The following is a 24,855-nucleotide window of genomic DNA, read 5'->3' as shown; positions in this document are numbered from 1 at the left end:
GGTCCCGCTCAGTCTAGATCGGGATCGTGGTAGTTTTGCACGTATGATGCGATCAGCCGGTCGACCGCCTCGCGCGTCACCCGGTTGTAGTCTTCGGAAAAGCCGAGCGTCGCCACCATCTTCCAGTGGCCGTACATCAGGGCCACGAACAGAAAGGCGATTTCGCGACAGGCCTTCTGGCTCAGCGTCGGGTTGCTGATCTGGATCTCGTGCGCGATCGTATACTGGAGCAGATTATACTGCCCGCTGAGGTTCATGCGCACCGCCTCGGAACTTGCCGCAAGCGAGAACATCGCGTCGTAAACGCCATCGTCCCTCGGCTTCTGGTTCCCCCCGAGGAAGTCGAAATAGAAATCGAGGAACATCGGCAGGCGCTCGGTTGCAGCGGCCTCGATGATGCCTTTCATCAGGCAGTCGCGGTAGCTTGCCGCCAGCGCATCGCACACCGCGACCATCAGGCCTTCGGGATCGGGGAAATAGTGCCGGATGAGCTGCCGCGACATGTCCGCTTCCTTGGCGATCGAATCGTAGGAAGGCATGGGCAGGCCTTCGCGGCCAATCGCCTTGATGGCAGCCTGCACGATCTCAGGCTTGCGAATTTCAGAAATGGGCTTCGGCATGACGCCCCCGGGGTAAGCAGATGGTTACTATGTGGTACCCGCGGGCGCGAGCGGCGCGAATGCTAACAGCGATGAAAGCAGTATCAAGCGAATAGTTAACAAGACGCACAAATGCGTTCGGCAAATGCAGGGTAGCAGCACGCCGGGCGGGCCTCCCGATCAGAGGCCGGATGTCATTGCGAACTCACAGACGTACCTCCCGGCACGCGAATCCGCCACTTTCCATCCGAAAGCAAAAAGGGGGCCAACCACCGGAAAGCACGCATTTCAAACGATACAACCCGGGCGCTGTCTTCAAACTGTAAAGGAACCCGACAACGCCCGGGCGCGCATCGCTTACGTGCGAATCATTCTCGAACTGGCGCTGTCAACCGCGGCGGCGACGCGCGAAACCGAGACCCACAAGACCAAGGCCGAACAGCGCCAACGCAGCCGGTTCGGGCACCCGCTCGACCATGAATCCGGTCCAGAACACGCGGACATCGGGGCCGCCGACCACAGGACGGAAAACAAGCGAAAACAGCCCGGGCACATCGGGCCGGTTTTCGTTCAGCATCTCCGGGAGCGCCTGATTGTCGAGGAAATCGAACCCGAGAGCAGATTCGACAAACAGGATGTCCGCGCTCACCAGCGTGTATCCAAGCTCGGTCCACCCGCTGAATCCCGCCGTCGGAACAAGCTGCACGATGTCGAACGGCGCACCCGGCGTCGCCGGCGGACTGAATTTGTCGTTGCCGACAAGCACGTTACCCGCCGCGTAGCTCACGGTTTTGCTATCGATCTCGGCGGTGAAATCCGTGACATTGCCGATGTAGAGAATGGAACCGGCGAGCAGCGGGTTCGGAACGAGCAGCACAGCACCGGGCGCGTTGTTGTAACTGAAGCTCCCCGAAACCGCGACACCGTCGAACATGCCGCCGACGGCCTCGGCAGTCGTGAACGTGTACTCGATCACCGCGGCGTGCGCCGATGCGGCAAGCGTCATGGCCGCGCCGCACCATGCGGCAAAGACAAAGCGTTGCATGTGGGATCCCCCCGTCGGACGAATAGTCGTCCGCTTTCAAAACAAGCAACGATTGTGCCATAGCCGAAACAATCAAGCTTTTGCGCCGCTATTAGGAATGATTTTCAGTTAGCAAGCGAAGAGATTGTAAATTCGGCCGACTCCGGCAACGCCTATCCAGGCCCCACATCGTAGGGCTGGAACATCAAACAATATCGGGAGGATATGGCGATCTCTCTCCGCACAACCCACGCGAAGCGTGGTGACCCCAACGGGACTCGAACCCGTGTTTTCGCCGTGAAAGGGCGACGTCCTAGACCGCTAGACGATGGGGCCGCGCGGCTGAGGCGCTCCCACTAATGGGGTCGCCCCGGCCGGTCAAGCCGCATGTGCAGGCTCAGGCCGCTTGAGTTTCCTCGGCGGGCACTGTGCGGATCAGATAGTCGAACGCGGAGAGCGCCGCCTTCGAGCCTTCGCCCATCGCGATCACGATCTGCTTGTAGGGCACGGTCGTGCAATCGCCCGCCGCCAGGATGCCCGGTTGGCTCGTTTCACCGCGATGATCGACCTCGATCTCGCCGCGCGGCGAGAGCGCAACTGCGTCCTTAAGCCACTCCGTATTCGGCACGAGGCCGATCTGCACGAAGATGCCTTCCAGCTCGATCTGGTGCAGATCGTCGCTGTTCCTGTCCTTGTAGGTGAGCGCCGTCACCTTCTCGCCGTCGCCCAGCACTTCGGTGGTGAGCGCGGACGTGATGATCTTCACGTTCGGCAGGCTGGCGAGCTTGCGCTGCAGCACAGCATCGGCACGAAGCTGGCTGTCGAACTCGATCAGCGTGACGTGCGCCACGATCCCCGCGAGGTCGATCGCGGCTTCCACGCCCGAGTTGCCGCCGCCGATCACCGCCACGCGCTTGCCCTTGAACAGCGGCCCGTCGCAGTGCGGGCAGTAAGCCACGCCCTTGTTGCGATAGTCGTTCTCGCCCGGCACGTTCATCTGCCGCCAGCGCGCGCCGGTGGCGAGCACCACGGTCCGTGCCTTCAGCGATGCGCCGTTCTCCAGCCGAACCTCGTGCAGCCCGCCCGGCACGCGCGCCGGAATCAGCTTTTCGGCCTTCTGCAGGTTCATGATGTCGACGTCATACTCTTTGACGTGCTGCTCGAGCTGCGCGGCGAGCTTCGGCCCTTCGGTGTGCTGCACGGAGATGAAGTTCTCGATCCCCATCGTATCGAGCACCTGCCCGCCGAAACGCTCGGCCGCCACACCCACGCGGATGCCCTTGCGCGCGGCATAAATCGCCGCAGCCGCACCGCCGGGGCCACCACCGACGACGAGCACATCGAACGGCGCCTTGCCCTTGATCTTCTCCGCCGCGCGCGCCGCAGCACCGGTATCGATCTTCGCGACGATCTGCTCCAGCTCCATGCGGCCGGAAGCGAACGGCTCGCCGTTCAGGAACACGGTCGGCACCGCCATCACCTTGCGTTCGTCGACCTCGCCCTTGAAGAGCGCGCCGTCGATCGCCGTGTGCTTGACGCGCGGGTTCAGCACCGCCATCAGGTTCAGCGCCTGCACAACGTCGGGGCAGTTCTGGCACGACAGCGAGAAATAGGTTTCGAACTCGAAGTCGCCGTCCAGCGCCTTCACCTGTTCAATCACGTCCTGCGCGGCTTTCGACGGGTGCCCGCCGACCTGCAGCAGCGCCAGCACCAGCGACGTGAACTCATGCCCCATCGGAAGGCCCGCGAAGCGCACGCCGATGTCGGTCCCGGCGCGGCGGATCATGAAGCTGGGCTTGCGCTTGTCATCATCCTTGCGGACGACGCCCACCTTGTCCGAAAGCGCTGCAATCTCTTCGAGGAGCGTGTTCATCTCCACCGATTTCGCGCCATCATCCAGCGACGCCACAAGCTCGATCGGCTGCGTGATGTTCTGCAGATAGGCGGCGAGCTGCTGCTTCAGATTGGCGTCCAGCATGGTTCACTCCAAAAAATTCAGTGTGGCCGCGATCTCCCGGAGGCGGCGCGAAACCGCCCCCGGGAGACCCCTGCGACCCAGGGGTCCTTAGATCTTGCCGACGAGGTCGAGCGACGGGGCGAGCGTCTTCTCGCCCTCTTCCCACTTCGCCGGGCACACTTCACCCGGGTGGCTCACCCAGTACTGAAGCGCCTTGATCTTGCGCAAAAGCTCGGCGGCGTTGCGGCCCACGCCTTCCGGCGTGATCTCGACGAGCTGGATGGTGCCCTCGGGATCGACGACGAACGTGCCGCGATCGGCGAGGCCGACGCCTGCGCGAAGGATCTCGAAGTTGTTCGAGATGTCGTGGTTCTGGTCGCCCAGCATGTAGTAGTTGATCTTGCCGATTGCGGGCGAGGTGTCGTGCCACGCCTTGTGGCAGAAGTGCGTGTCGGTGGAGACCGAATACACCTCGACGCCGATGCTCTGGAGCGTCGGGTAGATGTCGGCGAGGTCTTCAAGCTCGGTCGGGCACACGAAGGTGAAGTCGGCCGGGTAGAAGAAGAAGATCGACCATTTGCCCTTCACGTCCGCGTCCGTCACCTCGACGAACTTGCCCTGCTTGAAGGCCTGCGCTTTGAACGGCTTAATGGGGGTATTAACGAGGGACATGTACGCTCCATTGCTGTGGGTTGCTTGGGGGATGGCGACCCTTTAGCAACGCCCGGAGCGAAGGCAAAATTACTTTTTTGAGACAGACAGATTGATTTTATCGATCAGTCCGCCCAGGCCGCGTCGTCGAGGTGGAGTTCGGCGCGCGGGGTCGATCCCCAATCATCCTGACTGACACGTCCCGACACCCAGAGCCGCCGTCCGCCCGCCTGCATGAGCGCCGAGCCGAGCGGCGTATCGACACTGCGGAACGCGACAGCCTTCACGCGCGCACCGTCCGCGCCCGCCAGAATCACACGCACATGGCCGGTGCCGACGATATCGGCCTTCACCACGGAAACCGGCCCCGCCGCCACGCGCGGGCCGGGCCAACCAGCCCCATAAGGCCCGGCAGCCTCCAACGCTTCGGCAAGCGCAGGCGTAACACCCGCAGGCGCGAGCGCGAGATCAAAGGAGAGCGCGTCGACAGCGCGGGCACGCGCCACGTCCCCCTCCAGCCGTTCGCAGAGGAAACGCGCGAGGTCGTCCACCCGCTCGCGCGCCACCGTGACGCCCGCCGCCATCGCATGACCGCCGCCCGCACTGATCAGCCCCGCGTCGCGCGCCGCGAGCACCGCCGCGCCGAGATCGACGCCGGGGATCGAACGCCCCGAACCCTTGCCCGTGCCCGCCTCGTCGATACCGATCACGAGCGCGGGCACGCCGAAGCGATCCTTGAGGCGGCTCGCGGCGATGCCGATGACACCGGGATGCCAGCCATCTCCCGCGATCACCGCAATCGGCGCGTTGCCTGCGCGCTCGCACGCGGCGATGGCGGCTTCGGTCACCAGCGTCTCGATCGCGCGCCGCTCGTCGTTCAGCCGGTTGAGCTCGCCCGCCAGCGCGGAGAGCTCATCGCCCTCCCCGGTCAGCAGGCGCACGCCGAGGTCCGCTTGTCCCACGCGCCCGCCCGCGTTGATGCGCGGCCCGAGCGCGAAGCCAAGGTCGGATGCCCGCGGCGCGCGTTCCAGCCGGGCAGCAGCGGCCAGTGCGGCGAGCCCTGCATTGCGCCGCGTCGCCATCACCTTGAGGCCCTGCGAGACATAGGCGCGGTTGAGACCGGTCAAGGGCACCACGTCCGCCACCGTGCCGAGCGCGACAAGATCGAGCAGTTCGGTGAGCTTCGGCTCCGGCCGACCCGAGAACCAGCCGCGCACGCGCAACTCCCGGTTCACCGCCACAGCCACGAGAAACGCCATACCCACAGCCGCAAGGTGGCCGAACGCGGCGCCTTCGTCCTCGTCGATACGGTTGGGGTTCACGATTGCGACGGCGGGCGGCAGCAGCGTGGAGGCCTTGTGGTGATCGACGACGATCACGTCGAGCCCCGCACCCTTCGCGGCCTCCAGCGCCTCGAAACCCTGCGTGCCGCAATCGACGCAGACGACGAGGTCCGCGCCGGCCTGCCTCAACGCCACCAGCGCCTCGGCAGAAGGGCCGTAGCCTTCCAGAAGCCGGTCGGGAATATAGTGTGAAACCGTGCCGCCCACGGCGCGGATGAAACGGATCAGCACCGCCGCGCTCGTCGCGCCGTCCACGTCATAGTCGCCGAAGATCACCACGGCCTCGCCGCGCGTCACCGCGTCGGCGATGCGTGCGGCGGCCGTGTCCATGTCGCGGAAGATCGAAGGGTCGGGCAGCAGGTCGCGGATCGTCGGCTGCGCGAGGGCAGCGATGTCCTCCACCCGCACGCCGCGCGCCGTGAACAGGCGCGCGGTCACGTCGCTGATGCCAAGCCTCAGCGCGTCGGCAGCGTCACCCGGCGGGCCGCCCCGCCAGCGCCATTGCCGCCCGGATATCGAGCGGCTGACGCCGAAGACGAAGGCGTCAGGATTCGGAACGGCGATGCTCGCCACGCACCCACCTGACCGTGCCCGAAGACGCGCGCATCACGACCGATTCGGTCGTCACGAGGCCGCCCTTCAGGCGCTTCACGCCATCGAGCAGCGAACCATCGGTCACGCCCGTCGCGGCGAAGATCACGTCGCCCTTGGCCATGTCCTCGGTGTCGTAGATGCGGTCGAGATCGGTGATGCCCCACTTCGCGGCGCGCAGGCGCTCGTCGTCGTTGCGGAACACGAGCCGGCCCTGGATCTGGCCGCCGACGCAGCGCAGCGCCGCCGCCGCGAGCACGCCTTCCGGCGCGCCGCCCTGGCCGAGGTAGATGTCGACCGTCGTCTCGGGGTTCGTCACCGCGATCACGCCCGCCACGTCGCCGTCCGGGATCAGCACGACGCCGCAGCCGATCGTGCGCAGTTCTGCGATCAGCTTCTCGTGGCGCGGGCGATCGAGCACGCAGGCGATGATCTCGGCGGGCTTCACGCCTTTCGCCTTCGCAAGCGCCTCGACGTTCTCGGTCACGCTCTTGTCGAGGCTGACGAGGTCCTTCGCGTAACCCGGCCCGATGGCGAGCTTTTCCATGTAGACGTCGGGCGCGTTCAGCAGGCAGCCCTCTTCGGCGATGGCGAGCACGGCAAGCGCGTTCGGCCCGGCCTTGGCGGTGATCGTCGTGCCTTCCAGCGGATCGAGCGCGATGTCGATCTTGGGGCCGGTCCCGATCGCCGCGCCGACCTTCTCGCCGATATAAAGCATCGGCGCTTCGTCGCGCTCGCCCTCGCCGATCACGATCGTGCCGTCGAAGGCGAGTTCATTCAGCGCATCGCGCATCGCATCGACAGCGGCAGCGTCCGCCGCCTTCTCGTCGCCGCGTCCCACGAGGTGCGAGGCCGCCATCGCCGCGTATTCCGTCACGCGCACCATTTCCAGAACGAGCACGCGCTCCAGCACGTCGCTGCGTTTCACCATCGGCCTTGAACTCCCCTTGATTCGAACATGCGGAAAGGCTGGTAGCCCCCTCGCCTCAAAAGTCCAGAATATGCATCAGCATCGGCTCGCCGAGCACGCTGCTGCTCGCGCGCATCGCCTCGATGGCTTTGCGGACTGCACTTTCGTCGGTTTCGTGCGAAACGATGGCGATGAAGACACCGCCCGCGTCGGCCTGACCGCGCTGAATCAGGCTGTCGATCGAAACGCCAGCGTCGCGCAGCATCGCCGCGAGTTCGGCAAGCACGCCCGTTTCGTCCGCCACCGAAAGGCGCAGGTAATAGCGCCCGCGCCAGTCCCCCGCCTCGCCCGCGCCGATCGGCTCGAGGTGATGCGAAGGCATGGCAAAGGCGGGCCCCGCCTCGCCGCGCGCGATATCGATAAGGTCGGCGACGACGGCGCTCGCCGTCGGCCCCTCACCCGCGCCGCGGCCTTCGAAGAACAGCCGCCCGACGAAATTACCCTCCGCCACCACTGCGTTCAGCGAACCCGTGACCTTGGCGAGCGGATTGGCGAGCGGCACGAGGCACGGGTGCACGCGCTGGTGGATACGATCCCCCACAACCTCGGCAACCCCGACGAGACGCACGCGGAAGCCGAGCTCGGCGGCGTGCGCGATATCCGTCGCCGCAACGGCGCGGATGCCCGTTGTGCGGACGCTCGCGAAATCGATCTCGCTGCCGAAGGCGAGGCTCGCGAGAATGGCGAGCTTGTGCGCGGCGTCGATGCCGTCGATGTCGAAGGTGGGATCGGCCTCTGCATAGCCCAGCCGCTGCGCCTCGCCGAGCACATCGGCGAACGCCGCGCCCTTCTCCTCCATCTCGGTGAGGATGTAGTTACATGTGCCGTTCAGGATGCCGTAGACGCGGTCGATGCGGTTCGCCGCCGCGCCTTCGCGGATCGCCTTGATGATCGGGATGCCGCCCGCCACCGCCGCTTCATATTTGAGTGGTGTCCCCGCCTTCTCGGCGGCGGCCGCGAGTTCGAGACCGTGATGCGCGATCATCGCCTTGTTCGCGGTGACGACACCCTTGCCCCGGCTGATCGCCTCGCGCACCAGCGCCACGGCAGGCCCATCCGACCCGCCGATCAGCTCGACGACGACATCGACATTGTCCCGCTCGGCGAGCGACGAAGTATCGTCCACCCACTCGAACCGGCCAAGATCGACACCCCGGTCACGCGAGCGGTCCCGCGCCGAAACCGCGACGATCTCGATCGGCCGCCCGGCGCGGCGTGCGATGAGGTCGCGGTTTTCATCCAGAAGTTTGACAACGCCGGCGCCGACCGTACCGAGCCCGGCAAGCGCGATGCGCAAGGGAGAGTTCACTGCTTAACCCCGATTCTCAAGACATTCCGACAGGCGCTTACTCGCCGATGGCCTTCTGCTGGCCCGGCGTGTTTACACCCATCGATTGAAGATAGCGTTTCACGTTGCGCGCCGCCTGGCGGATGCGCTGCTCGTTTTCCACCATCGCGATGCGCACGAAGCCCTCACCTTCCTCGCCGTAGCCGACACCCGGCGCCACGGCGACGCCTGCGTGCGTGAGGAGCTGCTTCGAGAACTCAAGGCTGCCGAGGTGCGCGAGCGCAGGCGGCAGCGGCGCCCAGCAGAACATCGAAGCGCGCGGGCTCGGAATGTCCCACCCGGCGCGGGCGAAGCTCTCCACCAGCACGTCGCGGCGGCGCTTGTAGAGCTCGCGGTTCTTCTCGACGATGTCCTGCGGGCCGTTGATCGCCGCGACGGCCGCCGCCTGGATCGGCGTGAAGGCGCCGTAATCGAGGTACGATTTCACGCGCGTCAGCGCCGCGATCAGCGTCTTGTTGCCGACCGCGAAGCCCATGCGCCATCCGGCCATCGAATAGGTTTTGGACATGGAGGTGAACTCCACCGCCACGTCCTTCGCGCCCGGCACCTGCAGGATGGAGGGCGTCGGCACGCCGTCGTAGTACAGCTCCGAATAGGCGAGGTCCGAGAGAATCCACAGCCCATGCTCCTTCGCGAACGCGACGACGCGCTCGTAGAAGGCGAGGTCCACGACCTCCGCGGTCGGGTTCGAAGGATAGCCCATCACCAGCACCGAAGGCTTCGGCACGGTGAACTTCACCGCGCGCTCCAGCGCTTCGAAATAGCGCTCGTCGGGCGTCGTCGGCACGCTGCGGATCGTCGCGCCCGCGATGATGAAGCCGAACGTGTGGATCGGGTAGCTCGGGTTCGGCGCCAGCACGACGTCGCCCGGCGCCGTGATCGCCTGCGCGAGGTTCGCGAGCCCTTCCTTGGAGCCGAGCGTCACCACGACCTCGCTCTCCGGGTCCAGCTCCACGCCGAAGCGCCGCGCGTAATAGCCCGCCTGCGCCTTCCGCAGCCCCGGAATGCCCTTCGATGCCGAATAGCCGTGCGCATCGGGTTTCCGCGCCACTTCGCACAATTTGTCGATCACGTGCTGCGGCGGCGGCAGGTCGGGGTTGCCCATGCCGAGGTCGATGATGTCCTCGCCTGCCGCACGTGCCGCTGCCCGCATCGCGTTCACTTCGGCGATCACATAGGGCGGCAGGCGCTTGATGCGGTAGAAGTCTGACATTGTCTCCTCTTCGGGTCTTTCCCGTGTATGGGCCGCTGGATCGCGGCGGCGCCGTTATAGCGACCGCCCTTGGCGCTTGGCGAGCGCTTGTTTATCGTCGGCTTCAGTTGCTGCTCCCGGGGAGATCGTCATGGTTGCCGCCGCCGACATTGAAGGTCTTGCCGAGCACGTCCAGCGCTGGACCTGGCTTGCGGGCAAGATGCAGCAGATGATGATGGAATTCCTCGCAAAAGAGGCGACGGACGGCGTCGTTCTCGGCCCCGATCCGCTCGGCCTTGTCGAGACGTGGAGCAAGATGGCGACCGCGGCGATGACCGATCCGGCCCGCCTTGCCCAGCTTCAGGCGGATTACTGGCGAGATGCGATGACACTCTGGCAGGCCTTCGCCACGCCCGGCGAGGTGCAGCCCCCGAAGCTTCCCGCCGACAAGCGCTTCAAGGGGCAGGCGTGGTCTGAAATGCCCGCCTTCGATTTCCTGAAATCGTCCTACCTCCTTGCCAGCCAGTATATCCTCCAGCTCGTTGGCGGGCTCGACGGGCTTGAAGACAAGGAGCGGCAGAAGGCGATCTTCTACACGCGCCAGTTCATCGATGCGCTCTCCCCCTCCAACTACGTGCTCACCAACCCGGAGGTGCTGAAGGCCACCGTGGAGAGCAAGGGCGAGAACCTGCTGAAGGGCACGCAGCACCTGCTCGACGATCTTCAGCGCGGCCGCATGACGATGACCGACGAGAAGGCGTTCGAGGTCGGCCGCAACGTCGCCGTCACCCCCGGCAAGGTCGTGTTCGAAAACCGGATGTTCCAGCTCATCCAGTATTCGCCGAGCACGGCGAACGTTTACGAAACGCCGCTCCTCATCTTCCCGCCGTGGATCAACAAGTTCTACATCCTCGATCTCACGCCGGATAAAAGCTTCATCCGCTGGGCGGTGGCGCAGGGTCTCACCGTGTTCGTCGTGTCGTGGAAGAACGCCGACGAGAGCATCGCGGACGCGACCACCGCGACCTACATCGAAGAAGGCTTCACCACCGCGATCGATGCGGTGCTGAAGGGCCTCGGCGTCAAGTCCACGCACACCATCGGCTACTGCGTCGCGGGCACCACGCTCGCGATGACGCTCGCCTTCCTGGCAGCGCGGGGCGAGGCGGAGAAGGTGAAGACGGCGACGTTCTTCACCGCGCAGGTCGATTTTTCCGAATGTGGCGAACTCGGCGTGTTCGTGGACGAGGACCACCTGAAGGCGGTGAAGGAACTGTCGGAAAGCAAGGGCTATCTGGACGGCCGCTACATGGCGACCACGTTCAACATGCTCCGCGCGAACGACCTCATCTGGAACTACGTCGTCAACAACTACCTGCTGGGGAAGGATTATTTCCCCTTCGACCTGCTTTACTGGAACTCGGACGCGACGAACGTCCCCGCCAAATGGCACGCCGAGTATCTGGAAGGCCTCTACCGCGACAACCGCATGATCAAGCCCGGCGCCATCGTCATCGACGGCACGCCCATCGATCTCACCAAGGTAGACACGCCGGTCTATATCCAGGGCGGCAAGGAAGACCACATCGCCCCTGCCCGATCCTCCTACAAACTCACCCAGCACTTCGCCGGACCGGTTCGTTTCGTCCTCGCGGGCAGCGGCCACATCGCGGGCGTCGTCAACCCGCCCGACGCGAAGAAGTACCAGCACTGGACCAACGACACGCTCCCCGAGCGTTTCGAAGACTTCGCCGCCACCGCCACCGAACACCCCGGAAGCTGGTGGCCCGACTGGATCAAATGGCTCACCGCCCAGTCCGGCAAGGAAATCCCCGCCCGCACCCCCGGCAAGGGCGCCAAAGGCGGCACGCTCAAGGTGATCGAGGACGCGCCGGGGCGCTATGTGCGGGAGCGGGTTGGGTAAGGGGGAGTGGCTTGGCAACATTCGGTGAGTAATGAGGTAAGCTTTAGCGTGTTAGGTTAACTTCGATATCGCGCGCATAATCGTGATCAACCGTCATGCGTGGACGTTCGTCTTTGAATTCCCGCGCGAGCACGCTGATCCGATCATCCTTCCGATCTGCGAAGAGCAAATCTTCGGCCTGAGACGCGCGCATGCGGTTGAAATTCCACACGTCGGCGTCACTGATCGAAAACACCCTTTCATCCTGCGGCACGCCCGCGATGACGAGCATCCTTGTGGGCGAGAGAGGGAAGCTGACTTGTGCTCGGATGTTCTTAAACCCGCCGTCGCCATAGACGGGGTGAATTGCTTCCTGCGGCGCCCAGCGGCACACTGGATTGTCGGAAGTAATGAACCTCGCTTCGTGCGCCTCGGCGATGATCCAGCTGCGCTCATAGAAAAGCGGGGCCAGATCATCTGCAATGGCAACCGCTCGCAAACCGCGCTTCTCGCTTATTCCGAGCGTGTAACGTGACGGATCATTGATGAAAGCAAAGACCTCACCGCGGTCTTTGATAGTCACGCCGGTATCGCGTTCCATCGCATCGGCGAGGCGATCAAAGCGTTCGCGAGTTTGGACACTCATCCGTAACTGAAGCTGCGCCGACCTTGCCGCCGCCTCCGCATAGGCTCGAATAAGAGCCGGTGATCGCGAATAGCAGGTCGCCACAAAAACGGCAAAGTCGGCACGTAATTGCCCCTCCGGAATCTCCCCGGTTAGCAGCTGCCGATAGGGTTTCGCCGCCTTGTTCTCGATCTGACCCAGCAGGGCGTCTATGCCATCATGATAGAATCCCTCATCGGTACGGATCGAATAATAATTCCTTTGGAAACCCGTTTCCTCGATCCGAGACGGCCGCGCCTTTTCACGGCGCTTACTATACGTCCAGATCATATTCTTTGGAGATTCGCCACAAAAATACTGGAGATGGAGACGCGGAACAAAATGTTGATCTTTGGTTCGCCGTTGAACGGCCGGTATAGTCATGACGCCTTATTATCACAGCGCGCGGGCGAAAAAAATGGGAGGTTAGTTATCTAGAGTCATCTGCCGCATTTGGACTTCACCGCAGACGCTCTGAGGGGCTGGATTAGGGTTAGACGCCTAATCGCACACAATCATTGAGTTAAGACGCCCCCTTCCGAAATAGGAAAAGCTGTGCCAGCCTCCGTGCGCTCTTTGAAGCGCGGCACCCATCGCTGATCCGCGCATTGAAAACGGAAAATGCCAGCCTCGGTACGCGCCTTCACACGCCGCGGACAGCCGTCAGCGCCACGCGTTTTTAAAAAAAAACGCGTGTTGGCCTCCACTTCCTCTACTTCGCGCGGACCGAGCCGCGCAAAAAGGGCTCAGCGGACGCGCGGTAGCGGGGGCATCGGTGCTCTGGAAGGCCGGCTGCGGTCGCGGGGGAGCTGGGCCTGATAGGCTTCGGCGCAGTGCGCGGTGCAGTAGGGGAAGCCGGGGTTCACCGGACGGCCGCAGAACTGGAAGTCGGGTTCGCCGGGGTGGCCGATCGGCCACTTGCAGATCTTGTCGCTGAGGTCGAGCAGCGTCACCTTCTCGCCGGGCGCGCGCGGCTTCACCGGCGCGGCAGGCATCGCGGCGCGCACGGGCATCGCCGGCTTCGGCGCAGCGGCGGGCGCCGGTGGCGCCTTGGTTTCGGGGGCCGGGCGCGGCTGCGCCGCTGCGGCTTCCGGAGCGGCGGCTTCGGGCTTGGGTTTCGGCGCGGCGGGTGCGGCCGCCTTCTTCGCCGTCTCGCGCGGCGTGCCGTCGCTGTCGCCCTTCACGGGAGACGGGCGCGCCTTCAGCCCAAGCCGGTGCGCCTTGCCGATCACCGCGTTGCGGCTCACGTTGCCGAGCTTGTCGGCGATCTGGCTCGCGGTCAGCCCCTTTTCCCAGAGGCTCCTCAGCGTCTCGATCCGTTCGTCCGTCCAGGACATCGCGTTCCCACTTCCAATCTTCAAACAAAAGAGCCGACCGGCTTGCGGGGCATGGCCACAGCCACTACTCCCACGCAGATGCACGATCAGCTTGCAAAGCCTTCCGTAGCGAAACCGGCCGCGCCGGTCCACAGCGAACCCGCCCACAGCGAACCCGGCGTGCCGATCATCGGCCGCATCAACTGGCCGGGCCTTCGGACCCTCTATGTGAAGGAGGTGAGGCGGTTCTTCAAGGTGCAGTTGCAAACCGTGTGGGCACCCGCGATCACCACGCTGCTGTTCCTCGCCATTTTCACCGTGGCGCTCGGGCGCGGCAACCTCACGGTCCTCGGCGTGCCGTTCAACAGCTTCCTTGCGCCGGGCCTTATCGTGATGGCGATGATGCAGAACAGCTTCGCCAACACCTCGTCCTCGATTCTCATCGGCAAGGTCCAGGGCACGATCGTGGACATATTGATGCCGCCCCTGTCGCCGGGGGAGCTTCTGGTCTCATTCGTCGCGGGCGCCGTGACGCGCGCGTGGCTCGTCGGGCTCGCGGTGTGGGGCGCGATGGTGCTGTGGCCGGGCGTTTCGGTGGCGATCCACAACCCGCTCGCCGTCTTCTTCTACGGCACGATGGGCGCGGTGATGCTGGGGCTGCTCGGCGTTCTCACCGGCCTTTGGGCGGACAAGTTCGACCATGCCGCCGCGGTCACCAACTTCGTCGTGCAGCCGCTCTCGCTGCTTTCCGGCACCTTCTACTCGATCGACCGGCTGGCGGGCGTGTGGAACACAGCGAGCCACTTCAACCCGTTCTTCTATGTGATCGATGGTTTCCGGTCAGGCTTCATCGGCATCCACGATGGCCCCGCGCTCGGCGGCGCGATCGCGCTCATCGCCATCAACGCGGTGCTGTGGACGCTGTGCTACTGGGCGCTCCGCACCGGCTGGCGCACCCGCCAGTAACATTGACTTGGCGGCCCGCGTGCGTCATGGAGGCGCGCGAGTCCGAAGGGCGGTCAGATTGGCCGCCTTTTTCCGTTTCGAAGGCCGGTTTCGGGGCCATTCACGAACGAAGGTTTGAAGGGCGATGCGGCATTTTCTCGATCTCGAAAGCACGGGCGCCGAAGCCCTGCGGCTGATCCTCGACGAGGCGAAGCGCCGCAAGCAGGCCCGCGCCGGGCGGCCCAAGGGCGCGGCCGACGACGACGCCCCGCTCGCCGGGCACATGCTCGCCGCGATCTTCGAGAAGTCCTCCACGCGCACGCGCGTCTCGTTCGACATGGCGATGCGTCAGCTCGGCGGCTCTGCGATGATCCTGTCCTCGGCGGACATGCAGCTCGGCCGCGGCGAGACGATCGAGGACACCGCGCGCGTCCTTTCCCGCTTCGTCGACGCCATTTCGCTGCGCACCAACGGGCACGACAAGGTGGAAGCGCTCGCTGCCGCAAGCAGCGTGCCGGTGATCAACATGCTGACCGACAGCGGCCACCCCTGCCAGATCGTCGCCGATCTGATGACCGTTGAGGAACGCCTCGGCCGCAGCGTCGCGGGCACGGTGTGGACGTGGCTGGGCGACGGCAACAATGTCTGCCAGTCGCTGATCGAGGCCGCCGGCCTGCTCGGCTATGAAATTCGCCTCTCGGTTCCCGCCGCCTACGATCCGGACGATGCCGTCGTCGCGCGCGCTGAGGCGCGCGGCGCCAAGATCGTCGTCGAGCGCAACCCGGAAGCGGCGGTCGCGGGCGCGGACGTCGTCGTCACCGACACGTGGGTCTCCATGGGCCAGTCCGGTGCGGCGCAGCGCATGGTCGCGATGGGGCCGTATCAGGTGACCGAAGCGCTGATGGCGAAGGCGAAACCCTCGGCGATCTTCCTGCACTGCCTTCCCGCGCACCGCGGCGAGGAGGTTGTCGACGCCGTGATGGACGGGCCGCAGTCGGCCGTGTGGGACGAGGCCGAGAACCGCGTACATGCACAGAAAGCGATCCTGCTCTGGTGTCTGAACAAGCTCGGCTGAACGGCAACGGCTCGGCAGGCACCCCGCAAACGGGGCGCGTCCTGCCGTTCACGATCCCGGCACGCAGCGCGCGTGGGCGCGTCGCGCGGCTCGGCCCGGCGCTCGCAGCGATCCTCGGCGCGCACGACTACCCTGCCCCACTCTGCCAGCTCCTCGGCGAGGCGCTGATCCTCACCGTCCTCATCGGCACGACCGTGCAGAAGGGCGAAGGGCAAACCACCGTGCAGGCGCAGTCGAAGGGCGGCCCGATCGACCTTCTCGTCTGCGACTACCGCGCCGGAGAGATTCGCGGCTACCTCCGCTTCGATCCCGAGCGGCTCGGCGAGATCACGCCCGGCGCGCTGCTCCCGGACCTGTTCGGCGCCGGCTACCTCGCCATCACCATCGAGCAGAGCGCCGACGAACGCTATCAAGGCATCGTGCCACTGGAAGGCGACACGCTTTGCCACGCGGTGGAGCGCTATTTCACCGATTCGGAACAGGTGCCGACGCTGGTGCGCGGCGCGGTGCGGCAGGCTGAGGACGGTTCATGGGAAGCCGGCGGTCTCCTTGTCCAGCACCTTCCCCACGGCGAGACCGGCGGCCCGCGCCTTGCCGCGCGCACCGACAGTCAGGACTGGGAGCATGTGCTTGCTCTCGCCTCCACGATCACCGACACGGAGCTGACCGACGGCCATTTGAGCGAGGAAACCCTGCTCTGGCGGTTGTTCAACGAAGACGAAGTGCGCGTCTCACCGCCCATCGGCCTCACGCGCGGCTGCCGCTGCACGGTGCAGCACTTCCGCGAGGTGCTCGGCCGCTTTCCGGCCGAAGAACTCGCCGAAATGCACGGGCCAGCAGGTACGATCGATGTAAACTGCGAGTTCTGCTCGCGCATGTTCCCAATCGAAATGCGAGATTAACGTCCCGGATATGCCTTATTCATCTGTCATCCTTATAGTGTGACCATCTCCGGATCACCGGAGATTTGACAGGGAGTTACGCGCTCATGCGCCGGAGTCTGGTTCTTGCTGGTGGTGCCCTAGTGGTAGCAACGGCTGCGTTCGCGCAGCCCGTAACGCTGTCGCTGTTCGGCGGCGGTGATTTCCAACCGGGTTCGTACAGCGTCTCGGGCGGCGCCAATCGCTGCATCATCTCGCCGGAATCGCTGATGCACGTCGGCCTTGAAGCGGCGGACGGGAAGAGCTGCGTCCACACCGTGGTCGAAGACACCGCGGAGCGCGCCACGGTGGCTTACAGCTGCCGCGGTCTCGGCAGCGGCCGCACCACGATCGTGAAGGACAACCGCAACCACTTCACGATCGACGCGCAGGGCATTCGCGGGCGTGAGCCCTTCGCGGTGCGCCAGGAATTCAAGCGCGTCGGCAACTGCTGATCAGTGGGCGGCGCCTGCCGCCGCCGGGCTCGTGAGCAGGAACAGCGGGATCGCGACGTCGAAGCCCTGCCCCTTTTCGTCCAGCATCTGGAACGAGCCCGCCATCGTGCCCATCGGCGTTTCGAGCGGGCAGGCTGAGACATAATCGTAGGCCTCGCCCGGCGCGATCACCGGCTGCGCGCCGACGACGCCTGCACCGCGCACCTCGTGGACGTTGCCTGTCCCGTCCGTGATGACCCAGTGCCGGCTGATGAGCTGCACGGGCGCTTCGCGGCCGTTTTCGATACGGATATGGTAGGTCCACACATAGTGGTCCCGCTCCGGCAGCGAGCGCTCCGGCAGATAGGACGGGTTTGCGCGCACGGTGACACCGGCGGTCGTGGCGGAGGCTGCGAAGAACTCCTTCACAACCCCACCGCCGAGAGCGCCCGGTCGAGATCATCGATCACATCGGCCGGGTCTTCGAGCCCAACGGAGAGGCGCAGCATCGATTCCGTGACGCCCATCTCCTCGCGGACCTTCTCGTCGAGGCCGGCGTGCGTGGTCGATGCAGGGTGCGTCATCAGCGTGCGGGAATCACCGATGTTGTTCGAGATGTCGACAAGGCTGAGCGCGTCCAGCAGGCCATGTGCCTGCTTGCGCCCGTCTGCAACGAACAGACTCATGATCGTGCCACCGCCCGACATCTGCGCCATCGCCAGATTGTGCTGGGGATGCGAGGGCAGTGCCGGATAGAGCAGGCGCGGCACGCGTTCATCAAGGAAGCGGGCAACTGCGAGCGCGTTCTCGCACTGTTTCGCCATCCGGAGTTCGAGCGTCTCAAGCCCCTTGAGCACCACCCACGCATTGAACGCGGAGAGGGTCGGTCCGGTGTTGCGCGTGAAAGCGAGCAGTTCACCTTCAATGAACTCTTCCGAACCGAGCACGGCACCCGCGAGCACACGGCCCTGCCCATCGAGCATCTTGGTCGCCGAATAGGCTACGATATCCGCACCGAATTCGAGAGGACGCTGGAGAACCGGCGTCGCAAAGGCGTTGTCCACCACCACGACCGCACCTGCATCGTGCGCAATATCCGAAATGGCGCGGATATCGCAGATATCGAGCGTCGGATTCGCGGGCGTTTCCATGAAGAACAGCTTCGTGTTCGGCCGCACCGCCGCCTTCCAGTCAGCGACCTCGCGCCCGTCGACGACCGTGGTTTCGACACCGAACTTCGGGAGCAGCGAATCGACGAGCCAGCGACAGGAGCCGAAGAGCGCACGGCCTGCGACGACATGGTCACCGGCGCGAAGCTGCGAGAGCAGCGCCGCCGTCATCGCCGCCATGCCGCTTGCCATCGCGCGGCAGGCTTCGGCACCCTCGATCAGCCGCAGCCTCTCCTCGAACATCGCGACGGTCGGGTTCTGCAAGCGCGAGTAGGTCATGCCCTTCTCGTCACCCCGGAAACGGGCCGCAACCGTCTCTGCGTCGTCGTAACAATAGCCGGAGGTCAGGAAGATCGCTTCCGACGTCTCACCGAACTCGCTGCGCATCGTGCCGCCGCGCACGGCGCGCGTGGCCGGACGCCAGCCTTTGGTTTCTTCCCTGTTTGCTCCGCTCATCCGTTTCATGGCGCGTGCATCGCAGCCGCGCGCGCCCACGTCAACGCCTCTTGACCAGCAGAGGCGCGCCATTCAAATGGGCGGCGTGCGGGTGTAGCTCAATGGTAGAGCAGAAGCTTCCCAAGCTTACGACGAGGGTTCGATTCCCTTCACCCGCTCCATCCGGAGAACGCCCTTGATCCAGCCGCAATCGGTTCCGACTCCGGCAGTGCGGCGGCCGTTCTACGCGCACCTCTATTTCCAGGTCCTGCTCGCCATCGTGCTCGGCGGAACGATCGGCCACATCTGGCCGGAGTTCGGCGAGAGCCTGAAACCGCTCGGCGACGCCTTCATCAAGCTGGTTAAGATGATCATCGGCCCGGTGATTTTCCTCACCATCGTCACCGGTATCGCGGGGATGCGCGACCTCGGGGCGGTAGGGCGGGTGGCGGCAAAGGCGTTCATCTACTTCCTCGTCTTCTCCACGCTCGCGCTTATCGTGGGCCTTATCGTCGCAAACGTCATCCAGCCGGGGCGTGGGCTCAACATCGACCCCGCCACGCTCGACGGCGGCGCAGTGGCGCAATATTCGAACGCGGCGCACGACAGCAGCATCGTCGGCTTCCTGATGCACATTATCCCGAACACTCTCATCAGCGGCTTCGTGGAGGGCGACATCCTGCAGGTGCTGTTCGTTTCCATCCTGTTCGGCATCGCGCTCACGCTTGTCGGCGACACCGGCGCGCCGGTCGTAAGCTTCCTCGAAGCACTCGGCGCCGCGGTATTCCGGCTGGTCGGCATCCTGATGAAGGCTGCACCAATCGGCGCGTTCGGCGCGTTCGCTTTCACGATCGGTGCTTACGGCATCGGCACGGTGGCGAACCTCGCCGCCCTGATCGCGACCTTCTATCTCACCTCGCTGCTGTTCGTGCTCGGCGTGCTCGGGCTGGTCGGCGTTGCGAACGGCTTCTCGATCCTGAAGCTGATCCGCTACCTCAAGGAAGAGCTGCTGCTCGTCCTCGGTACATCGAGCTCGGAAGCCGCCCTCCCCAGCCTTATATCCAAGATGGAACGCGCGGGCGCCTCCAAGTCCGTGGTCGGGCTTGTCGTGCCGACCGGCTATTCGTTCAACCTCGACGGCACCAACATCTACATGACGATGGCGGCGCTGTTCATCGCGCAGGCGCTCAACATCGATCTCACCCTTGAAGAGCAGGTGCTGCTGCTGCTCGTGGCGATGCTGAGTTCGAAGGGCGCTGCGGGCATTACCGGCGCGGGCTTCATCACCCTCGCCGCAACGCTTTCCGTGGTGCCGAGCGTGCCCGTCGCGGGCATGGCACTGATCCTCGGCATCGACCGGTTCATGAGCGAATGCCGCGCGCTCACCAACTTCGTAGGGAATGCGGTGGCGACGATCGTGGTCGCGCGCTGGGAAGGCGAACTCGACCGCGCCGCGCTGGACGCTGCGCTGGCGGGGCCATCGCTTCCGATTGCAGCCAAGCCTGATCCTGCCGCAGGCCCCGGCGACGACACCGCCGTTACTGAGGACTGATCCAGACCCGTCCCGCGCCTGCCCAAAATCGCGGCTTGCCCATATATATCTAAAAGTCATATTCTCCCGTCAAATACGAGGAGGACTTGATGAAAACACGCATCACCGAGCTTTTTGGCATCCAGCACCCGATCATTCAGGGCGGTATGCACTTCGTCGGTTTCGCGGAAATGGCCGCCGCCGTCTCGAACGCTGGTGGTCTGGGCATCATTACCGGGCTTACGCAGCGCACCCCCGCCGACCTTGCCAACGAAATCGCACGCTGCCGGGACATGACCGACAAACCCTTCGGCGTGAACCTTACCTTCCTCCCTGTCGTCAACACGCCCGACTACCCCGGTTATGTGCGCGCGATCATCGAAGGCGGCGTCAAGGCGGTCGAAACGGCAGGTAACAATCCGCAGCAGGTGCTCCCATACTTCAAGGACGCAGGCATCAAGGTGATCCATAAATGCACCTCCGTGCGGCACTCGTTGAAGGCGCAGTCGATCGGCTGCGACGCGGTTTCAGTGGACGGCTTCGAGTGCGGCGGACATCCGGGCGAGGACGACGTGCCGAATTTCATCCTGCTGCCACGCGCCGCCGAGGAGCTTGAAATTCCGTTCGTCGCTTCGGGCGGCATGGCGGACGGCCGCAGCCTCGTCGCCGCGCTCGCACTCGGTGCCGAGGGCATGAACATGGGCACGCGCTTCATCGCCACCAAGGAAGCACCGGTGCATGAAAAGGTGAAGCAAGCGCTGCTTGCCGCGACCGAGCTTGACACCCGCCTCGTCATGCGCCCGCTGCGCAATACCGAGCGCGTGCTGCACAATGCCGCTGTCGATCGCCTGCTCGAAAAAGAGAAACAGCTGGGCGCAAACCTGAAGTTCGAGGACATCATCGAGGAAGTCGCGGGCGTCTACCCGCGCATCATGAAGGACGGCGATATGGATGCAGGCGCCTGGAGTTGCGGCATGGTCGCCGGACTGATCCACGACATCCCGAGCTGCAAGGAGCTTATCGATCGCACCATGGCCGAGGCCGACGCGATCATCAGCAAGCGCCTGACGGGCTTCCTCGCAGGATAATCCTTTTCAAAGAGCAGGCTTTCACGTCCCACGACTTTCCCTATTTGGAATGCGCTTTCAGGGCCGGACGAGAAGCGCCTGCACGACGTCGATTCCGCCCGAACGAAAGCCGCCTTCGCAATACATCAGGTAGTAGCGCCAGATGGTATCGAAGGCGGCGTCGAACCCGGGCGGGAGGCGCCCTTCCTGCCGTGCAGCATCATAACGAACGCGCCATTGGCGCAGCGTTTCGGCATAGTGCTGCCCGAACGCTTCCGCGCGCTCCCACCGGAAGCCCGCGTTTTCCACCGACGTCCGCAAGCGTGGTTCGCTCGGCAAGATGCCGCCGGGGAAGATGTAGGTCTGGATGAAGTCCGCGCCGGAGCGGTAGGCAGGAAACACCGCCTCGTCGATGGTGATCACCTGCATTGCGGCCCGCCCGCCCGGTTTCAGGGCGCGGTAGGCGGAACGCATGAAGGTCTTCCAGTAGCGCGCTCCAACCGCCTCGAACATCTCCACCGATGCCATGTGGTCGAAACGGCCGATATCCTCGCGGTAGTCGGCGATGCGCAGGTCGACGCGGTCTGAAAGCCCCGCAGCAGCCATGCGCTGCCGACCGTATTCGAGCTGTTCGCGGCTGAGCGTGATGCCGGTGACGTGGACGCCGTATTCCTTCGCGGCGATCTCGGCGAGGCCGCCCCAGCCGCAGCCGATTTCCAGCAGGCGCTGGCCCGGCTTCATTTCCAGCCGGTCGAGCAGCACGCGCACCTTGCGGCGCTGGGCTTCGGCGAGCGGTTCTTCGGAGGCTCCGAAGATCGCCGACGAGTAGGTCATCGTCTCGTCGAGCCAGGCGGCGTAGAAATCGTTGCCGAGATCGTAATGGAACTGGATGTTGCGGCGCGCGCCGGTCAGCGTGTTCGCCTGCAGCGCACGCATCAGGCGGTTGAAGAGGCGCCCCGGAAGCGCGCCCCGTCCGGTGCGGCCAAGCTCGCGCCGGTTCAGCATCATGATTTCGAAGAAAGCGGGCACGTCGGGGCTGGTCCAGTCCCCATCGAAATACGCCCGCGCCCAGCCCGCCGAGCCGCCCGCCGCAAGCCGCAGGAACGGACGCCAGTTGCTGAGGCGAAGCTCGGCCTGCGGACCCGGCGCGCGGCCGCCGAGACGCTGCACGCGGCCATCCGGTTCGACAAGCATCAGCGTGCCACGAGCAAGCCCTGCGTCGACGCGTTCGATGAGGCGTTGGCGGCTGCCGGCGAACAATCGTGCAGGAACACCGCCGATCCAGAACCGGCGGTCCGCTTCGACGACATGCGCGCCGCGTGTTTCCGGATGTGTTGCCATCCGCCTCTCCCAAGCGGTGAGTATGCGGCATTTCCAAGCGAATTCAAAGCCTAGCGAATCGTGGAGAGGGCAGCGAGCGCACGTTCCCGCGCAGCGCGGTGTCCGATGCGCTTTTCGGGATAGGCGGCGGGGCGGACGTTGTGCTCGTCCGGATCATGGATCACGGCATCGCCAAGGCCCGAGAGTTCCGGCACCCAGCGGCGGATATAGTCCGCCGCGCCGAACTTTTCGGACTGGGTGAGCGGCGCCATGATGCGCACGAACATGTTCGCATCGATGCCCGTGCCCGCCGTCCACTGCCAGTTGACGCTGTTGCTGCCGTAATCCGCATCGACGAGCGTATCCCAGAACCAACGCTCGCCTTCGCGCCAGTCGATGAGCAGATGCTTCACGAGGAAGCTGGCGGCGATCATCCGCACGCGGTTGTGCATCCACCCCGTCGCCCAAAGCTCGCGCATCCCTGCGTCGACGATCGGATAGCCGGTTTCACCCCGGCACCATGCGCGGAAATCCGCGGCGACATCGGGGTCCGCCATGTCGCGCCAGGGGAAAGGGTCGAACGCCGGCAGACCGTTCGCCTTGCCGTAGTCCGGGCGGGCGAGAATGACGTTCTGCGCATAGTCGCGCCACGCTAGCTCGCGCAGAAACGGTTCCGCGCCGGGCCGGGCGGCGGCGCGGCGCCAGACTTCGGCGACGGAAATCTCGCCGAAATGCAGGTGCGGCGACAGGTACGAGACGCCTTCCTCCGACGGCAGGTTCCGTGTGGCATCGTAGGCAGCGACATTCGGCAGGAACGTCTCCAGCCGCGCGTTTGCGCCGGCTTCTCCGGGCATCCAGACATCGAAGCCGCCTGCCCAGTCCGGGCGTGTGGGCAGCAGCGCCCAGTCCTCCAGCGCGTCGGACTCGGGCCAAGCTTCCGGTGTCGTGAGGCGTTCGGGTGCGGGGATCGATGCGGCGGGCGGCATCCGGTCGCGCAGCGCACGCCAGAAGGGCGTGAAGATCTTGTAGAGATCGCCCGCCCCTGTCCGCACTTCACCCGGCGGCAGCAGACAGACGCCGTCGTGGAGGACGAGATCGATTTTTGCGCCGAGCGCACGCTCGGCATTGCGCCACCACGGCGCGTAGTGGCGGAGCGCGTGAACGCGCTCAGCGCCGGTTTCGGCGACGAGATCGGCGAGCACGTCCGCCGCGACGCCACGGCGCAGGATGAGGCGGGAGCCGCGCTTGCGGAGATCGGCATCGAGGCTGGCAAGGCTGTGGTGCAGCCACCAGCGCTGCGCACTGCCGATCCGGCGGTGACGTGGTGTTTCGTCGTCGAGGACGTAGACGGGGATCACACCGCCTTCCCGCGCCGCCGCGGCAAAGGCGGGCTGGTCGGCGAGTCGGAGATCCTCGCGCAGCCAGACGATCGCACCGGTCATGCTTTTCCCTTCATCGCCGCTTGTTCTTCCCTGCCCCGGCCACTACTCACAAGCTCGAAAAACGCCCCGGAGTCATAACGATAGAATGTCCCGCCTCGCCTACGTCAACGGTCGTCTCGTTCCGCTCGCCGATGCCACGGTTCACATCGAGGACCGCGGCTTCCAGTTCGCCGACGGCGTCTACGAGGTCGCGGCGGTTCTGAACGGCCGGATGCTCGACTGGCCGCAGCACGTCGCGCGGCTCGGCCGCAGCCTTCGGGAACTTTCGATCGCAGCGCCGATGAGCGACGCGGCGCTTTCCATCGTTGCCCGCCGCGTGCTTGCCGCGAACCGGATTCGCGACGGCCTGCTGTATGTGCAGGCGACACGCGGCGCGGCGCGGCGCGACCACCCCTTCCCCGCCGATGCCGTGCCGACGCTGGTGATGACCGCCCGGCCATTCGATTTCCGGGTACGGGTCGCGCAGCAGAAAACCGGCATTTCCGTAATCACCCACCCCGAAATCCGCTGGCAGCGCCGCGATATCAAATCGATCGCGCTGCTGCCGAACGTGCTCGCGAAACAATCGGCCCGTGAAGCCAAGGCCTTCGAGGCGTGGTTCGTGGACCCGGACGGCACCGTCACCGAAGGCTCCTCCACCAACGCCTGGATCGTTCGCAAGGACGGCACCATCGTCACCTACCCGGCATCCGAAAACATCCTGCACGGCGTGATGCGCGGCACGCTGCTCGCGCTCGCCCGCGAGCACCAGTTCCGGGTCGAGGAAGCGCCGTTCACCACCGCCGACGCGCTGGACGCCGCCGAGGCGTTCCTGACCTCGACGACCGCGCCCTGCCTTCCGATCGTCAGCATCGACGGCAACCGGATCGGTGACGGCACGCCCGGACCCGTAACGGCCCGGCTCGCCGAGGCTCTCTGGACCGAGGTCGAACGCCAGACGGGCTGGCGGCGCTAAACAA

Annotated in this window: 22 protein-coding genes and 2 tRNA genes; 9 read left to right on the top strand and 15 right to left on the bottom strand. The window is 65.1% G+C overall.

Annotated elements, in window-relative coordinates:
• Window positions 1-8: 8 nt before the first annotated feature.
• From ACE3TJ_RS18455 to ACE3TJ_RS18415, 9 genes are all read right to left on the bottom strand, one after another.
• On the bottom strand, window positions 9-620 hold the full coding sequence (locus tag ACE3TJ_RS18455; protein ID WP_374598832.1) for a TetR/AcrR family transcriptional regulator: 612 nt from the start codon (window positions 618-620) through the stop codon (window positions 9-11).
• 367 nt (window positions 621-987) lie between these two features.
• Window positions 988-1,644, bottom strand: coding sequence for a PEP-CTERM sorting domain-containing protein (locus ACE3TJ_RS18450; protein WP_374598830.1), 657 nt, complete (start codon window positions 1,642-1,644; stop codon window positions 988-990).
• 239 nt (window positions 1,645-1,883) lie between these two features.
• Window positions 1,884-1,959: transfer RNA gene (locus ACE3TJ_RS18445), tRNA-Glu, on the bottom strand.
• A 61-nt stretch (window positions 1,960-2,020) separates the two neighbouring features.
• Window positions 2,021-3,601: an alkyl hydroperoxide reductase subunit F gene (gene ahpF / locus ACE3TJ_RS18440; RefSeq protein ID WP_374598828.1), complete on the bottom strand. Its 1,581-nt coding sequence runs from the start codon at window positions 3,599-3,601 to the stop codon at window positions 2,021-2,023.
• Between the two features lie 87 nt (window positions 3,602-3,688).
• Window positions 3,689-4,252 (bottom strand): alkyl hydroperoxide reductase subunit C, encoded by a 564-nt coding sequence (gene ahpC / locus ACE3TJ_RS18435; protein WP_374598827.1) that lies wholly within the window; start codon window positions 4,250-4,252, stop codon window positions 3,689-3,691.
• Between the two features lie 104 nt (window positions 4,253-4,356).
• Window positions 4,357-6,147 (bottom strand): single-stranded-DNA-specific exonuclease RecJ, encoded by a 1,791-nt coding sequence (recJ, locus tag ACE3TJ_RS18430; RefSeq protein ID WP_374598826.1) that lies wholly within the window; start codon window positions 6,145-6,147, stop codon window positions 4,357-4,359.
• A complete protein-coding gene (gene glpX / locus ACE3TJ_RS18425) occupies window positions 6,119-7,096 on the bottom strand; it encodes a class II fructose-bisphosphatase (RefSeq protein WP_374598824.1) in 978 nt (325 codons plus the stop codon). The genes recJ and glpX overlap by 29 nt, the downstream gene beginning before the upstream one ends.
• 55 nt (window positions 7,097-7,151) lie before the next feature.
• Complete coding sequence (locus ACE3TJ_RS18420) at window positions 7,152-8,444, bottom strand: homoserine dehydrogenase (protein ID WP_374598822.1); 1,293 nt, start codon at window positions 8,442-8,444, stop codon at window positions 7,152-7,154.
• Between the two features lie 37 nt (window positions 8,445-8,481).
• Complete coding sequence (locus tag ACE3TJ_RS18415) at window positions 8,482-9,696, bottom strand: LL-diaminopimelate aminotransferase (protein WP_374598820.1); 1,215 nt, start codon at window positions 9,694-9,696, stop codon at window positions 8,482-8,484.
• Between the two features lie 130 nt (window positions 9,697-9,826).
• On the opposite strand from ACE3TJ_RS18415, the gene ACE3TJ_RS18410 reads away from it, so the two are divergent.
• On the top strand, window positions 9,827-11,599 hold the full coding sequence (locus tag ACE3TJ_RS18410) for a PHA/PHB synthase family protein (RefSeq protein WP_374598818.1): 1,773 nt from the start codon (window positions 9,827-9,829) through the stop codon (window positions 11,597-11,599).
• Window positions 11,600-11,642: 43 nt separating this feature from the next.
• Here ACE3TJ_RS18410 and ACE3TJ_RS18405 read toward each other — a convergent pair whose 3' ends face one another.
• Window positions 11,643-12,626, bottom strand: coding sequence for a DUF4238 domain-containing protein (locus ACE3TJ_RS18405; protein WP_374598816.1), 984 nt, complete (start codon window positions 12,624-12,626; stop codon window positions 11,643-11,645).
• Window positions 12,627-12,988: 362 nt separating this feature from the next.
• Window positions 12,989-13,579, bottom strand: a complete 591-nt coding sequence (locus tag ACE3TJ_RS18400) for a GcrA family cell cycle regulator (protein WP_374598814.1) — start codon at window positions 13,577-13,579, stop codon at window positions 12,989-12,991.
• A gap of 78 nt (window positions 13,580-13,657) precedes the next feature.
• On the opposite strand from ACE3TJ_RS18400, the gene ACE3TJ_RS18395 reads away from it, so the two are divergent.
• The 4 genes from ACE3TJ_RS18395 to ACE3TJ_RS18380 all read left to right on the top strand — a co-directional run bounded on the left by ACE3TJ_RS18395 (window position 13,658) and on the right by ACE3TJ_RS18380 (window position 16,953).
• Window positions 13,658-14,524, top strand: a complete 867-nt coding sequence (locus tag ACE3TJ_RS18395; protein WP_374599451.1) for an ABC transporter permease — start codon at window positions 13,658-13,660, stop codon at window positions 14,522-14,524.
• A 124-nt stretch (window positions 14,525-14,648) separates the two neighbouring features.
• Window positions 14,649-15,578 carry an ornithine carbamoyltransferase gene (gene argF / locus ACE3TJ_RS18390; RefSeq protein WP_374598812.1) on the top strand — a complete coding sequence of 310 codons (930 nt, stop codon included), beginning with the start codon at window positions 14,649-14,651 and terminating at the stop codon, window positions 15,576-15,578.
• The gene (locus tag ACE3TJ_RS18385) at window positions 15,557-16,480 is read left to right on the top strand and encodes an Hsp33 family molecular chaperone HslO (protein WP_374598810.1); all 924 of its coding nucleotides are present in this window, start codon (window positions 15,557-15,559) and stop codon (window positions 16,478-16,480) included. The genes argF and ACE3TJ_RS18385 overlap by 22 nt, the downstream gene beginning before the upstream one ends.
• A gap of 86 nt (window positions 16,481-16,566) precedes the next feature.
• A complete protein-coding gene (locus ACE3TJ_RS18380; protein WP_374598808.1) occupies window positions 16,567-16,953 on the top strand; it encodes a hypothetical protein in 387 nt (128 codons plus the stop codon).
• On the opposite strand, the gene apaG is transcribed toward ACE3TJ_RS18380, so the two are convergent.
• Together apaG and metZ are read right to left on the bottom strand one after the other, a co-directional pair.
• Window positions 16,954-17,361 carry a Co2+/Mg2+ efflux protein ApaG gene (apaG, locus tag ACE3TJ_RS18375; RefSeq protein WP_374598806.1) on the bottom strand — a complete coding sequence of 136 codons (408 nt, stop codon included), beginning with the start codon at window positions 17,359-17,361 and terminating at the stop codon, window positions 16,954-16,956.
• Window positions 17,358-18,566, bottom strand: coding sequence for an O-succinylhomoserine sulfhydrylase (gene metZ, locus ACE3TJ_RS18370; protein WP_374598804.1), 1,209 nt, complete (start codon window positions 18,564-18,566; stop codon window positions 17,358-17,360). The genes apaG and metZ overlap by 4 nt, the downstream gene beginning before the upstream one ends.
• A gap of 78 nt (window positions 18,567-18,644) precedes the next feature.
• Between metZ and ACE3TJ_RS18365 the strand changes: the two genes are divergently transcribed.
• From ACE3TJ_RS18365 to ACE3TJ_RS18355, 3 genes are all read left to right on the top strand, one after another.
• A tRNA-Gly gene (locus tag ACE3TJ_RS18365) sits at window positions 18,645-18,718 on the top strand.
• 14 nt (window positions 18,719-18,732) lie between these two features.
• The gene (locus ACE3TJ_RS18360; protein WP_374598801.1) at window positions 18,733-20,088 is read left to right on the top strand and encodes a dicarboxylate/amino acid:cation symporter; all 1,356 of its coding nucleotides are present in this window, start codon (window positions 18,733-18,735) and stop codon (window positions 20,086-20,088) included.
• Between the two features lie 89 nt (window positions 20,089-20,177).
• On the top strand, window positions 20,178-21,155 hold the full coding sequence (locus ACE3TJ_RS18355; protein WP_374598799.1) for an NAD(P)H-dependent flavin oxidoreductase: 978 nt from the start codon (window positions 20,178-20,180) through the stop codon (window positions 21,153-21,155).
• 57 nt (window positions 21,156-21,212) lie between these two features.
• On the opposite strand, the gene ACE3TJ_RS18350 is transcribed toward ACE3TJ_RS18355, so the two are convergent.
• Both ACE3TJ_RS18350 and ACE3TJ_RS18345 read right to left on the bottom strand, forming a co-directional pair.
• Window positions 21,213-22,475, bottom strand: coding sequence for a class I SAM-dependent methyltransferase (locus ACE3TJ_RS18350; RefSeq protein ID WP_374598797.1), 1,263 nt, complete (start codon window positions 22,473-22,475; stop codon window positions 21,213-21,215).
• Between the two features lie 50 nt (window positions 22,476-22,525).
• Entirely contained in the window at window positions 22,526-23,896 is a 1,371-nt protein-coding gene (locus ACE3TJ_RS18345) for a deoxyribodipyrimidine photo-lyase (RefSeq protein WP_374598795.1), read from the bottom strand.
• An 85-nt stretch (window positions 23,897-23,981) separates the two neighbouring features.
• Here ACE3TJ_RS18345 and ACE3TJ_RS18340 point away from each other — a divergent pair, with 85 nt between their 5' ends.
• The gene (locus tag ACE3TJ_RS18340; RefSeq protein ID WP_374598793.1) at window positions 23,982-24,851 is read left to right on the top strand and encodes a D-amino-acid transaminase; all 870 of its coding nucleotides are present in this window, start codon (window positions 23,982-23,984) and stop codon (window positions 24,849-24,851) included.
• Window positions 24,852-24,855: the final 4 nt, after the last annotated feature.

The sequence above is a fragment of the Sphingosinicella sp. genome (genome assembly GCF_041916975.1).
Lineage (GTDB): Bacteria > Pseudomonadota > Alphaproteobacteria > Sphingomonadales > Sphingomonadaceae > Sphingosinicella.
This window is presented reverse-complemented; position numbering and strand designations above follow the sequence as displayed.

Coding starts and splice junctions, on each gene's coding strand:
- argF (WP_374598812.1), top strand. CDS start 14,649: ATGCGGCATTTTCTCGATCTCGAAAGCACGGGCGCCGAAGCCCTGCGG.
- ACE3TJ_RS18415 (WP_374598820.1), bottom strand. CDS start 9,696: ATGTCAGACTTCTACCGCATCAAGCGCCTGCCGCCCTATGTGATCGCC.
- ACE3TJ_RS18345 (WP_374598795.1), bottom strand. CDS start 23,896: ATGACCGGTGCGATCGTCTGGCTGCGCGAGGATCTCCGACTCGCCGAC.
- ACE3TJ_RS18410 (WP_374598818.1), top strand. CDS start 9,827: ATGGTTGCCGCCGCCGACATTGAAGGTCTTGCCGAGCACGTCCAGCGC.
- ACE3TJ_RS18450 (WP_374598830.1), bottom strand. CDS start 1,644: ATGCAACGCTTTGTCTTTGCCGCATGGTGCGGCGCGGCCATGACGCTT.
- ahpF (WP_374598828.1), bottom strand. CDS start 3,601: ATGCTGGACGCCAATCTGAAGCAGCAGCTCGCCGCCTATCTGCAGAAC.
- ACE3TJ_RS18355 (WP_374598799.1), top strand. CDS start 20,178: ATGAAAACACGCATCACCGAGCTTTTTGGCATCCAGCACCCGATCATT.
- ACE3TJ_RS18405 (WP_374598816.1), bottom strand. CDS start 12,626: ATGACTATACCGGCCGTTCAACGGCGAACCAAAGATCAACATTTTGTT.
- ACE3TJ_RS18340 (WP_374598793.1), top strand. CDS start 23,982: ATGTCCCGCCTCGCCTACGTCAACGGTCGTCTCGTTCCGCTCGCCGAT.
- ACE3TJ_RS18380 (WP_374598808.1), top strand. CDS start 16,567: ATGCGCCGGAGTCTGGTTCTTGCTGGTGGTGCCCTAGTGGTAGCAACG.
- metZ (WP_374598804.1), bottom strand. CDS start 18,566: ATGAAACGGATGAGCGGAGCAAACAGGGAAGAAACCAAAGGCTGGCGT.
- ACE3TJ_RS18395 (WP_374599451.1), top strand. CDS start 13,658: ATGCACGATCAGCTTGCAAAGCCTTCCGTAGCGAAACCGGCCGCGCCG.
- ahpC (WP_374598827.1), bottom strand. CDS start 4,252: ATGTCCCTCGTTAATACCCCCATTAAGCCGTTCAAAGCGCAGGCCTTC.
- ACE3TJ_RS18400 (WP_374598814.1), bottom strand. CDS start 13,579: ATGTCCTGGACGGACGAACGGATCGAGACGCTGAGGAGCCTCTGGGAA.
- ACE3TJ_RS18350 (WP_374598797.1), bottom strand. CDS start 22,475: ATGGCAACACATCCGGAAACACGCGGCGCGCATGTCGTCGAAGCGGAC.
- glpX (WP_374598824.1), bottom strand. CDS start 7,096: ATGGTGAAACGCAGCGACGTGCTGGAGCGCGTGCTCGTTCTGGAAATG.
- ACE3TJ_RS18455 (WP_374598832.1), bottom strand. CDS start 620: ATGCCGAAGCCCATTTCTGAAATTCGCAAGCCTGAGATCGTGCAGGCT.